At 41.1% G+C, this 11,686-nt stretch carries 9 protein-coding genes; 8 read left to right on the top strand and 1 reads right to left on the bottom strand.

What is annotated here, in order from left to right:
- Positions 1-13 precede the first annotated feature (13 nt).
- The 8 genes from IV512_RS09750 to IV512_RS09715 all read left to right on the top strand — a co-directional run bounded on the left by IV512_RS09750 (position 14) and on the right by IV512_RS09715 (position 10,534).
- On the top strand, positions 14-1,294 hold the full coding sequence (locus tag IV512_RS09750) for a sugar isomerase (RefSeq protein ID WP_209402810.1): 1,281 nt from the start codon (positions 14-16) through the stop codon (positions 1,292-1,294).
- 15 nt (positions 1,295-1,309) lie between these two features.
- Positions 1,310-2,677, top strand: a complete 1,368-nt coding sequence (locus IV512_RS09745; protein ID WP_209402808.1) for an FGGY-family carbohydrate kinase — start codon at positions 1,310-1,312, stop codon at positions 2,675-2,677.
- Position 2,678: 1 nt separating this feature from the next.
- Complete coding sequence (locus IV512_RS09740) at positions 2,679-3,830, top strand: alpha-hydroxy acid oxidase (RefSeq protein WP_209402806.1); 1,152 nt, start codon at positions 2,679-2,681, stop codon at positions 3,828-3,830.
- Between the two features lie 9 nt (positions 3,831-3,839).
- Positions 3,840-5,258: a cytosine permease gene (locus IV512_RS09735; RefSeq protein ID WP_209402804.1), complete on the top strand. Its 1,419-nt coding sequence runs from the start codon at positions 3,840-3,842 to the stop codon at positions 5,256-5,258.
- 225 nt (positions 5,259-5,483) lie between these two features.
- On the top strand, positions 5,484-6,317 hold the full coding sequence (gene kduI, locus IV512_RS09730) for a 5-dehydro-4-deoxy-D-glucuronate isomerase (RefSeq protein WP_209402802.1): 834 nt from the start codon (positions 5,484-5,486) through the stop codon (positions 6,315-6,317).
- A 58-nt stretch (positions 6,318-6,375) separates the two neighbouring features.
- Positions 6,376-7,416, top strand: a complete 1,041-nt coding sequence (locus tag IV512_RS09725; protein WP_209402800.1) for a sugar kinase — start codon at positions 6,376-6,378, stop codon at positions 7,414-7,416.
- 45 nt (positions 7,417-7,461) lie between these two features.
- Positions 7,462-8,928 carry a tagaturonate reductase gene (locus IV512_RS09720; RefSeq protein ID WP_209402798.1) on the top strand — a complete coding sequence of 489 codons (1,467 nt, stop codon included), beginning with the start codon at positions 7,462-7,464 and terminating at the stop codon, positions 8,926-8,928.
- Positions 8,918-10,534 carry a UxaA family hydrolase gene (locus IV512_RS09715; protein ID WP_209402796.1) on the top strand — a complete coding sequence of 539 codons (1,617 nt, stop codon included), beginning with the start codon at positions 8,918-8,920 and terminating at the stop codon, positions 10,532-10,534. The genes IV512_RS09720 and IV512_RS09715 overlap by 11 nt, the downstream gene beginning before the upstream one ends.
- A gap of 13 nt (positions 10,535-10,547) precedes the next feature.
- Here IV512_RS09715 and IV512_RS09710 read toward each other — a convergent pair whose 3' ends face one another.
- The gene (locus tag IV512_RS09710) at positions 10,548-11,573 is read right to left on the bottom strand and encodes a LacI family DNA-binding transcriptional regulator (RefSeq protein ID WP_209402794.1); all 1,026 of its coding nucleotides are present in this window, start codon (positions 11,571-11,573) and stop codon (positions 10,548-10,550) included.
- Between the last annotated feature and the right edge of the window lie 113 nt (positions 11,574-11,686).

Raw genomic sequence — 11,686 nt, 5'->3', positions numbered from 1 at the left:
ATCAGGTTACAATATGCAGGTAAATAAAGAACAGTTACTGGCCAATAACAACAGTTATAGGCAAACCCACGAATCTAGTTTTGATTTTCTAGCTAATACCTTATCCAAACAAGGGGTTAATATTAAGAATACAGTTCAAAGACTAGCCGATTTTCAAGTGGCTATACCTAGTTGGGCATTGGGTGCCGGGGGTACACGTTTCGGTAGGTTCTCCTATTATGGTGAGCCTTCAACCCTAGAGCAGAAAATTGAAGATGTAGGCATTATCCATTCATTGACCAAAACGGCGGGTGCGATTTCATTGCACATCCCTTGGGATGTTCTTGAAGATTATAATGCCATTAAAGAATTGGCGGTCTCGAACGACTTGGTTTTCGATGCCGTAAATTCAAATACTTTTCAAGATCAGAAAGGTGCAAAGGAAAGTTACAAGTTCGGTTCGTTGAGTAATGTGAACAAGGCTGTAAGAGATCAAGCGGTAGGGCATAATATCGACGTGGTCGAAATAGGCAAAAAGCTTGGCTCAAAAAGCCTAACGGTATGGCTTGCCGATGGCTCTAATTTTCCGGGCCAGAGTAATTTTCAGACCGCTTTGCAGCATACCGAAGATAGCTTAAAAGAAATTTACAAAGAGCTGCCCATCGATTGGAAGATGTTTATAGAGTATAAGCCCTACGAGCCCAATTTCTATAGTACCGTTATTCAAGATTGGGGCACATCGTTTATGTTGGCCAATGCCTGCGGAGATAAAGCCTATACGTTGGTTGATTTGGGGCACCATTTGCCAAACACCAATATTGAGCAGATAGTGTCAACCTTGATGATGAAAGGTAAATTAGGTGGTTTTCATTTTAATGATAGCAAATATGGCGATGACGATAGTACGGTCGGTAGTGTAAAACCTTATGCCTTGTTCTTGATATTTAACGAGTTGGTCTATGGAATGAAAAACAATCCGCAGAACCCCTACCCGGCCTGGATGATAGATGCGAGTCATAATATTAAAGACCCGTTAGAAGATTTGATTCAGTCGTTAGAGGCCATTCAAGAAGCTTATGCCAAAGCATTATTGATCGATCAAGAAATGTTGAGGTCGGCACAGTTAGATAATGATGTGGTGCTTTGCCAAGAAATTCTTCAAAATGCCTATCGAACCGATGTAAGGCCTTTATTGAGGCAAGCGCGATTAAATTCGGGTGGGGCCTTAGATCCCATTAAGGCTTATCGCAGCATGAAGGTACGTCAGAAACTGATTGATGAGCGAGGTAAAAATGCCGTAGCCTCAGGATTATAAATTTAATAATATTCGATGAAGGTAACTGCTGTATTTGATATTGGTAGAACGAATAAAAAGTTCTTTCTTTTTAATGAAGATTTTCAAGAAGTGTATAGAGAATATGCGCGTTTTGAAGAGATTGTTGATGAAGATGGTTATCCTACGGAAGATTTAAAAACGCTCGAAGACTGGGCGAAAGAGGTTTTTGACCGAATGCTCAGTTCTTCAGACTATGATATTGAGTCGCTTAACTTTTCGTGTTACGGGGCAAGTTTGGTGCATATAGATGAGAAGGGTAAGGTGCTTACTCCGCTTTATAATTATATGAAGCCTATAAAAGAAGATGTAGTTGATGCCTTTTACGAGAAGTACGGGCCGGTTGATGAATTCTCAAGGGTTACAGGTTCTCTCAATATGGGCATGCTCAACACGGGAATGCATTTGTTTTGGTTAAAAAGTGAGCAGCCAGACGTTTTTAAAAAAATTAAATATTCACTTCACCTACCTCAATATTTGAGTTATTTATTTACGGGGGTTCCTGTAAGTGAGTTCACAAGTATTGGGTGCCATACCAATCTTTGGGACTTTGAAAAAAAAGAGTATCACCATTGGGTTTTTAAAGAGGGAGTAGATGAAAAATTTCCACCAATTGTAGATTCAAATCATACCGTAAGTGTTGAATACGGAAATAAAAAACTACGTATCGGCCCCGGTATTCACGATAGTTCATCTGCTCTTTTGCCTTATGTAAGAAGTCTTTCTGATCCGTTTTTACTGGTTTCGACCGGTACATGGAGTATTTCGATCAATCCGTTTACCACGGGTATGCTGAGCCTTGAGGATATTGAAAGGGAAAGTTTGTTCAATATGCGTATCGATGGTAGCCCTGTAAAGGTGGCCCGACTTTTTTTAGGTAACGAATATAAACTTCAGACCAAAGAGTTGACGGCTCATTTTGGCGTGCATGCCGATTATCATAGAACGGTAAAATTTAACGAAGAAACATTCTTCGAAATCAATAAAGATTTCGAACCCATGTTCAAATGGAAAAGTATCTCTTCTCAAAATCAGCCCGAGGTTACGAAAATCAGGTATGATGTTTTCGAGCATGCATACCATCAATTGATGTTAGAATTGATGTTACTTCAGGTAGAGAGTATCTCGTCGGCGATAGGTGATCAAAAGATTTCAGACCTTTATATCGATGGAGGTTTTAGTGATAACGATGTTTATATAAAACTTTTATCTCATTACCTTAGGGGCATGAAAATACGTACCACCGATGCTTCGTTAGGATCTGCTCTAGGAGCAGCCATCGTTATCTCCAAGACCGAACTTGACAAAGAGTTTTTGGCCCAAAACTACGGGCTGAAAGATTGTTCCCTTATTAAATCGCTTTAAAATGAAGAGTGAAATAAACTCACAATACCCATCTGTAGACGCATTGCGAACGAAAGCGGAAAAAAGGGTTCCCAACTTTGCATTTGAGTATTTAGACGGAGGTTGTAACGAAGATGTAAATATTACGAGAAATACGGCTGAATTGCGTGAAGTTCAACTACAGCCGCGATACCTTCAGAATTATGGAACGAGCTCTACAAAAACCAAGGTTTTGGGTATGGAGTTCGACGCACCGCTCGGTATTTCCCCTGTTGGTCTACAAGGCCTAATGTGGCCAAATTCCCCAGAGATATTGGCTAAATCGGCACACAAACATAATATTCCTTTTATTCTAAGTACGGTTACTACGATGAATATTGAACGGGCAAGCGAACTGACCGAAGGCAAAGCTTGGTTTCAATTGTACAATCCTGTTGAAGATGCCGTTCGAAACGATATTATCGACAGGGCACAAGCAGCCGAATGCCCGGTATTAGTATTGCTATGTGATGTACCCACTTTCGGTTACCGCCCAAGGGATATCAGAAACGGATTGGCCTTACCGCCCAAAATGTCAGTTAGAAATATACTTCAGATATTAGGTAAGCCCACATGGGCGATGAACACGTTAAGATATGGCCAACCAACATTTGAAAACCTGAAGCCCTATACCCCCGAAGGCCTTAATCTAAAGCAATTAGGTCAATTTATGGATAAGACCTTTTCGGGCAAGCTAAATGCAGAAAAAATAAAGCCCATTCGTGATCGTTGGAAAGGGAAATTGGTACTTAAAGGCGTGGCTTCTGAACAAGATACTGAAGATGCCATTAAAATGGGATTCGATGGCATAATCGTTTCCAATCATGGGGGTAGACAACTCGATGCGGGGCAATCTACTATTGCTTCATTAGAAGATATCGCTCCTAAATACGGCGACCAGATCGAGGTCATGATTGACAGTGGTCTACGTTCTGGTCCTGATATAGCTAGGGCTATGGCGAGCGGGGCCAAATTCACTTTTATGGGTAGGTCTTTCATGTACGGTGCCGCAGCACTCGGCAATAAGGGCGGAGACCATACCGTAGCTATGTTGAAAAGACAATTTCAACAGGTGATGGACCAATTGTGCTGTGAGAGGGTTGAAGATCTTCCGCAGCATCTGATAACCAATTAAACCAATATTATGACATTGCACAGTCAAGAAGAAGAAATTATTGAAGACTTGGCGGGAGGTGAGTTTGAAAGACAGCCCGTTCCCCAATCAAAGTTGAAGAGTTGGAAAAGCTTTTTGGGTATGTATGCGGGTGAGCATGCCGCGGGTACCGAATTTGTCATCGGTCCATTGTTTCTAACGACTGGTGTTAGTGCCTTTGATTTGATTATAGGTCTCTTGATCGGTAATTTACTGGCAGTGTTGAGCTGGCGATTCTTAACGGCTGAAATTGCGGTCAAGCATCGATTGACCCTCTACTATCAGTTAGAAAAAATTTGCGGTAAAAAGTTGGTAATCGGTTACAACTTGGCAAATGGTATTCTCTTCTGCTTTTTGGCGGGGGCGATGATAACCATTTCTGCCACTGCCGTGGGAATTCCTTTTAATATGGAAATGCCCAAACTGACAGATACCCTCCCCAATGGCCCTACATGGATAATTATTGTGTTAGCCGTAGGAACCGTGATTTCCCTAATTGCCGCGAAGGGCTTTAACACGGTGTCCAAGGCCTCTAATTGGATGTCTCCTTTTATTGTTCTAGCATTTTTGGCCTGCGGTATAGTTTCCTTAAATGAATTGGGAGTCACTAACTTTTCGGAGTTCTGGGATATATGGGGAGATGGGGGAGAACCCTTTCCCGGTCAAATAAAATATACATTTTGGCACATTGTGTTGTGGTCTTGGTTTGCGAACGCTGCCATGCACGTGGGTATGTCTGATTTATCGGTATTTCGATTCGCTAAAAAAGCAAGTGCCGGCTGGACGACGGCCGCAGGCATCTATGTTGGGCATTATATGGCTTGGATAGCGGCTGCTTTGCTCTACGCCGTATACCTTAAGACACCCGAGGCCCAAGCCATGTTGGGCAACGGGGAGGCACCTACGGTAGCTCCTGGTCCCTTGGCATATAAGGCTTTAGGTTTCTTTGGTATACTAGCAGTATTACTCGCAGGGTGGACAACAGCGAACCCGACAATTTACAGGGCCGGTCTGGCATTTCAGGCAGTTCTACCGAAGACTTCTACGTTTTGGGTAACCATTCTTGCCGGCGCAGTGGCCACCATTGCTGGACTTTTTCCTGCATTTGCCATGAAGTTACTTGATTTCGTAGCACTTTACGGATTTATACTGGCACCTGTCGGGGCGATAATAGTTTTCGAACATTTCTTTGGTGCGAGATTTGGGCTCGTAGCCAACTATGCAGAACAAAACAATATACGCTTTAATAAGGCGGTGCTCTTTGCTTGGGCGATAAGTTTTGGCCTCTTCTATTTTATTTCCGTTCAATTCGATGTCTTTCTTTCTTTTGTGACCCTGCCTGCATGGCTATTATGTGGGATACTCTTTTTGGTATTCAGTAAATATGTTCAAAAGAAAGTTGCAGTCTAGAATACAAGAATTTTTATTCTCGATTTTTGTTAAATAAAACAAATGGTAAAATAGTTAACACATTTGTTCAAAATGGGCTCGTGTACATATCTTTTTTGGTGAGTTTGTCAAAAACTTGTATTATGCACCCCCATATTAAGTTTATTTTAAAATCACAGGGCATTTTCCTTCGGTTTTTTTAAAATGATTATATTCGCGTAATCGATTACATAAATAAAATTTACTATGACAAATTACGAATTTAGGTATGCATCGCACCCAGAGGATGCCAAAAAATACGGAACTGAAGAATTAAGAGAGCACTTTCTAATGGAAAATCTATTTCAAGATGATGCCATTAACCTTACCTATTCAATGTATGATAGGTACATTGTGGGCGGTGCAAAACCAGTTGGCAAAGATTTAGTTCTAGAAACCATACCTTATCTGAAATCTGAGAATTTTCTAGATCGACGTGAATTAGGTATCGTAAATGTAGGTGGCAAGGGTAGTGTTTCTGTAGACGGCACGATATACGAACTCGATAAGAAAGAGGCGCTGTATGTTGGTAAGGGTGCCAAAGAAGTTATATTTAAGGCCAGCAGTTCAAAGTCTCTGTTCTATATCAATTCTGCACCCGCGCATCAAAGTTTCCCTACTGTGAAAGTAGGTAAAGACAAGGCTGAAGTGATTGAATTGGGTGATGCCAAATATGCCAATAAGCGAATTCTAAACAAACTAATTGTGAACAGCATTGTCGAAACATGCCAATTGCAAATGGGTATCACTGAATTGGTCGAAGGTAATGTTTGGAATACCATGCCCGCCCATACCCATGAAAGAAGAATGGAGGCTTATTTCTATTTTGATCTAGAGGAAGGTCAGACAGTGTGTCACTTTATGGGGCAGCCGCAGAATACACGTCATATATTCATGCAGGGTAACCAGGCAGTTCTCTCACCTGAATGGTCGATTCACTCAGGATCCGGTACGAGCAACTATTCCTTTATTTGGGGCATGGCAGGTGAAAACCTCGATTACAGTGATATGGATGTGTGCCCCCCAAATGAATTAAAATAAGCTTAGTTCGAATAATTTTTGAAACTTTAAACAACTAACAATTCAATCTGATTTTTTCATGAAAAAAGTAGTTACTTTCGGTGAGATAATGCTTCGCCTTGCCCCTCCGGAATTTTTAAGATTTTCACAGACCAATAGTTTTGATGTAGTGTATGGCGGGGGTGAATCTAATGTTGCCGTTTCGCTGGCAAACTATGGCGTGCCCGTAGATTTCGTTACTCGATTGCCCAAAAATGATATTGGTGAATGCGCCATGATGGAAATGCGTAAGAGAGGCGTAGGGGTAGATAAAATTGTTTATGGTGGCGACCGTTTGGGTATCTACTTCTTAGAGACCGGGGCAGTTAGTCGCGGTAGTAAAGTTGTCTATGATAGGGCACACTCTGCAATTGCGGAAATCGGTCCGGGAATGATAGACTGGGATGCTGTTTTTGAAGGAGTCGAGTGGTTTCATTGGACGGGTATTACACCTGCCATCTCCCAAGGAGCTGCAGATGCATGCCTCGAGGCAGTCAAAGCTGCAAGCGAGAAGGGCATCACCATTTCTACCGATTTGAACTACCGTGCCAAACTTTGGAACTATGGTGGTGACCGAGAGAAGATAATGACCGAACTTACCTCATACTGCGATATAGTATTAGGTAACGAAGAAGATGCTGAAAAACATTTTGGCATTCACCCCGAAGGCTTAGACGTTCACAAGCATGGTCATGATGTTAAGGCCGAAGCTTTCTTGTCGGTATGTAAGCAAATGATGAAGAAATTTCCGAAGGCCAAAAAAGTCATTACTACCTTAAGAGGGTCTATTAGTGCTTCGCACAATACATGGGCCGGTGTACTTTACGACGGTGAAAAAATGTATGAGTCTCCGCAGTATCAGATTACCGATATCGTTGATCGTGTTGGAGGCGGTGATTCGTTTATGGGCGGACTCATTTACGGACTTTTACAATACCCTGATGATGACCAGAATGCCTTGAATTTTGCCGTAGCCGCATCTTGTTTAAAGCATACCATAAAAGGCGATGCGAATTTAGCAACTGTCTCAGAGGTCGAAAAACTCATGAGTGGTGATGCTTCTGGAAGGGTGGCTAGATAATTTTAAAATACAGTAGATAAATTCGAAGTGTAAATATTTAAGTAGATGAAGAAGCTAAATAGAGCGAATAGCGGAACAAGTTCAAACTTACCGATCAAGGTGATTCAGTTCGGCGAAGGTAATTTTCTCAGGGCATTCGTTGAATATGCCTTTCAAAAGTTGAACCAAGAAGTTGGGTTTGATGCCGGTATTGCCGTTGTACAGCCTATCTCAAAAGGTATGGTTTCTGTCTTGAATTCTCAAGAGGGGCTTTATACTCTTTTTACGAAAGGAATTAAAGACGGTAATGAAGTCGAAGAGAAAGAAATTATCACGAATATCGTAAAGGGTATCGACCCCTATTTAAGTTTTGATGCTTATCTAAAGTTAGCTGAAGAAGAGAAATTAGAATTTATCATATCAAACACAACAGAGGCGGGTATTGCCTTTGTAGAATCTGATACGATTGATATGGCCCCGCCGTCTTCATTTCCTGCGAAGTTAACAGTACTACTTCACCATAGATTCAAATATTTTAATGGTGCGAAGGATAAGGCTTTGACCATTATTCCCTGTGAATTGATCAATTACAATTCTGACACGCTAAAACAAGTTGTACTCGATTATATTGCATTGTGGAATTTATCCGAAGAGTTCAAGAATTGGGTAACATCGGCTTGCAGTTTTCACAATACTTTGGTGGATCGTATAGTGCCAGGTTACCCTAGAGATCAAATAGAAGAATACAACAAGCAATTAGATTACGAAGATAACCTGATTGTAAGTGCAGAAACCTTTTTTCTATGGGTTATCGAGGGAGATGAAACATTGAAGAAAAAATTGCCTTTTGATAAGACCGATTTAGATGTTAAGATTGTCAGCGATATGCAGCCCTTTAGAACCAGAAAAGTTCGTATTCTGAACGGTGCGCACACTTCTATGGTTCCATTTTCAATACTCTACGGAAATCAGACGGTAAAAGAAAGTGTTGACGAGAGTTTTACGGGTCCGTTTATTCGCTCTCTGGTGTTCGATGAAATCATTCCGACACTAGATATGGAAAAAGAGGAACTTGAAGCATTCGCTAGTGCGGTTTTTGACCGATTTAGAAATCCGTTCGTAAAGCATATGCTATCAAGTATTGCTTTGAACAGTATGTCAAAGTTTAAAGTAAGGGTTTTGCCAAGTTTGTTAGAATATACAAAACGAAAAAACAGCCTTCCGCTACATTTGGTGTATGCTTTTGCTTGCTTGATTCGCTTTTATAAAGGAACTTTTAATGGGAACGACCTTCCTGTTAATGATGATGATGCAATTGTGGCCAACATGAAACGTATTTGGGAATCTAATTCGTATGACAGGGTTGCTGAACAGGTTCTTCAAAATGAAGGCTATTGGGGTGAAAATTTAACCCAAGTTCCAAGATTACAAAATGCGGTAGCGAAAGCTCTTGAATATATTGAAGAAGATGGTGTTCAAGGAGGATATATTAGATTTGAGAATGAATTCAAAACTACGAGTTATGCAAACTAAATTGATAAAGGTTCAGCCCGAAGATAATGTGGCCATAGCCCTAGTTGACTTGATACAAGGTGATAGGGTCGAGTTCGAAGGTGAAGAAATAATTATACTCTCAGACACAAAAGCCAAACACAAAATTACTTTGGTAGACCTTGCCGTAGATGACAAGATTTTCATGTATGGCGTTTTGGTTGGCAAGGCTGTTAGTGAAATTAAACGGGGAGATGCTCTCACTGTTGATAATGTAAAGCACCAGAGCAGTTCCGTTGAGAAGAAAACAGGGTCTATCTCTTGGAACGCTCCTGACGTTTCTAAATTTAAAGATAGAACCTTTATGGGTTACCACAGGCCTGACGGTCAGGTGGGAACGGCCAACGTTTGGCTATTTTTTCCTTTAGTCTTTTGTGAAAACAGAAATATAGAAGTTTTAAAAGATGTTTTTGAAAAAGAGCTTTCTATAGGTGAAGTCAATAAGCAAAGACATCTGTTAAGAAACCTTATTAGTGGAAACTCGGCCAATAACGAGGTAGAAGCCGATGAGGAAACACAACAGACTTTTGACAATATCGAAGTTAGGTTCATTACCCATCAGGGTGGTTGCGGTGGTATCAGGCAAGATTCTGAGACCTTGGCGAAGTTGTTGGCAGGTTATGTAAAAAACCCCAATGTAGCAGGTGCTACTGTTTTGAGTCTCGGTTGTCAAAACCTTCAGATTGAAATCTTGAAAAATGCACTTAGTGATATCGACCCAGATATGAAAAAACCTGTTCTGATATATGAACAGCAACAAATGGGTACGGTAGATGATATGCTGAATACTATCATTAAAGAATCTTTTGCCGGTATAAAAGAGGCCAATGGAATTCAGCGCCAACCGGCTCCGATATCTAAATTAAAAATGGGTCTCGAATGTGGGGGATCTGATGGCTTTTCTGGTATTTCTGCAAATCCCGCTTTGGGTTATGCTTCCGATATTTTGGCAGCTGTGGGAGGATCGCCGATTCTATCTGAATTTCCAGAGTTGTGTGGTGTAGAGCAAGAATTGGTCAATCGATGCGTTAACGATGAAGATGCTGAAAGGTTTATGAAATTGATGAAAGCCTACGAAAACGCGGCCGAAGCTTCAGGCTCGGGTTTTGATATGAATCCTTCCCCTGGTAATATAAAAGACGGATTGATTACCGATGCTATGAAATCGGCTGGTGCGGCCAAAAAAGGCGGAACTTCGCCAATCGAGGCAATTCTAGATTATGGTGAATATGTTACCAAGCCAGGCCTTAATTTACTCTGTACCCCAGGAAACGACGTTGAAAGTACCACGGGTATGGTAGGTTCGGGAGCTAATATTGTAGTGTTTACAACAGGCTTGGGCACCCCTACAGGTAACCCCATCGCTCCGGTTTTAAAGGTGTCTTCCAATACGGTTTTGGCCGAGCGTATGCCCGATATCATCGATATAGATACGGGAGCTGTGGTTCGAGGTGAAAAATCCATACCCGAGATGGGCGAAGAGATTTTAGAATATGTAATCAAGGTGGCGAGCGGTGAGATTATGGCGAAAGCCGATATATTGAACCAGAACGACTTTATACCTTGGAAAAGAGGGGTCTCTTTATAGATAAATGAACAACTTATTGATTATCCCTTTTTAAAGATGATTTTCTAATTTCCAGGGTAGGGCTGAGAACTACATTTTTTTCTATTTTAACATCATCCGAATCTATTTGTTCCAAGAAAACCTTGGCAGCTGTTTTGCCCATTAATAGGGGAGACTGGTCTACCGAAGAAATGGGAAGCTCCATAAATTGCGTAAATGGTTCGTTGCTGAAACCAACAACGCAAAAATCGTCTGGTATGGTTTTTCCGATTTCCTTTAAGTATTGAATTGCACCCAAGGCCCCAAGGTCGGTCGCTGAGAATATAGCATCAGGAGGTTCCGGTAAACTCATTAATTTTTTGGCAGCATCGATACCGGCTACAATTTCACTCTGTAGACCAATCACATAATCAGGATTGAAATCAATACCGTGCTCCGATAGGGCCTGTTTATATCCTGCCAAACGGTTCTGATAGATGAGCAATGCCAAATCAATGGTCATATGTGCTATTTTGGTACAACCTTGTGCGATAAGATGCTGAGTTGCTTTGTATGCTCCTTGAAAGTCGTCTAAGGTAACCGAGCTGCCCCCTTTGATATCTTTCTTCCGGTCGAAGAATATTAGGGGTACATTTTTCTTTAAGACCTGAGTAAGATGATCATTGCTGTTTGTTTGCCTTGATACTGATATTAGAATACCGTCTACTTGAGCATTTAAAAGGTTTTGTACTATATCAATTTCTTTGTTCGCTTTCTCATGGGTTTGAGTTATAATAACGTTATAGCCTTTCGGGTTGAGTTCTTCCTCTATGCCTCTAATTACCGTTGAGAAAAAATTTCTATTGATATAGGGTAGCACGACTCCTACATTTTTACTCTTACCGCTTTTGAGTGCCTGGGCTACTCTATTTTGTTTATAATTGAGCCTTTTGGCGGTCGCCATAACCAATTTTTTGGTATCGGCGCTAATTCTTGGATTGTCATTTAGGGCTCTAGATACTGTTGCAGCGGTGATATTTAGTTCTTTGGCAATATCATAGATGGTGGTCTTTTTTTTCATTTAGCACTTATTGTGTACAACGGGTCGAAATATATATCCGGCAAATATAAACTAAAGTAAGTAGCGTTATCGATTGCATTGTGCTTGCAAAGTAGAATCTATTAGCGGATTTT

Origin of the sequence: Pseudozobellia sp. WGM2 (genome assembly GCF_017810075.1) — a bacterium.
GTDB lineage: Bacteria > Bacteroidota > Bacteroidia > Flavobacteriales > Flavobacteriaceae > JADNYK01.
Note: the sequence above shows the minus strand (reverse complement) of the source record. Positions and strands in the feature narration are given on the sequence as shown.

What these genes read in the sequence shown, in the direction of transcription:
- IV512_RS09750 (WP_209402810.1), top strand. Translation starts at nt 14, where the DNA reads ATGCAGGTAAATAAAGAACAGTTACTGGCCAATAACAACAGTTATAGG.
- IV512_RS09745 (WP_209402808.1), top strand. Translation starts at nt 1,310, where the DNA reads ATGAAGGTAACTGCTGTATTTGATATTGGTAGAACGAATAAAAAGTTC.
- IV512_RS09740 (WP_209402806.1), top strand. Translation starts at nt 2,679, where the DNA reads ATGAAGAGTGAAATAAACTCACAATACCCATCTGTAGACGCATTGCGA.
- IV512_RS09735 (WP_209402804.1), top strand. Translation starts at nt 3,840, where the DNA reads ATGACATTGCACAGTCAAGAAGAAGAAATTATTGAAGACTTGGCGGGA.
- kduI (WP_209402802.1), top strand. Translation starts at nt 5,484, where the DNA reads ATGACAAATTACGAATTTAGGTATGCATCGCACCCAGAGGATGCCAAA.
- IV512_RS09725 (WP_209402800.1), top strand. Translation starts at nt 6,376, where the DNA reads ATGAAAAAAGTAGTTACTTTCGGTGAGATAATGCTTCGCCTTGCCCCT.
- IV512_RS09720 (WP_209402798.1), top strand. Translation starts at nt 7,462, where the DNA reads ATGAAGAAGCTAAATAGAGCGAATAGCGGAACAAGTTCAAACTTACCG.
- IV512_RS09715 (WP_209402796.1), top strand. Translation starts at nt 8,918, where the DNA reads ATGCAAACTAAATTGATAAAGGTTCAGCCCGAAGATAATGTGGCCATA.
- IV512_RS09710 (WP_209402794.1), bottom strand. Translation starts at nt 11,573, where the DNA reads ATGAAAAAAAAGACCACCATCTATGATATTGCCAAAGAACTAAATATC.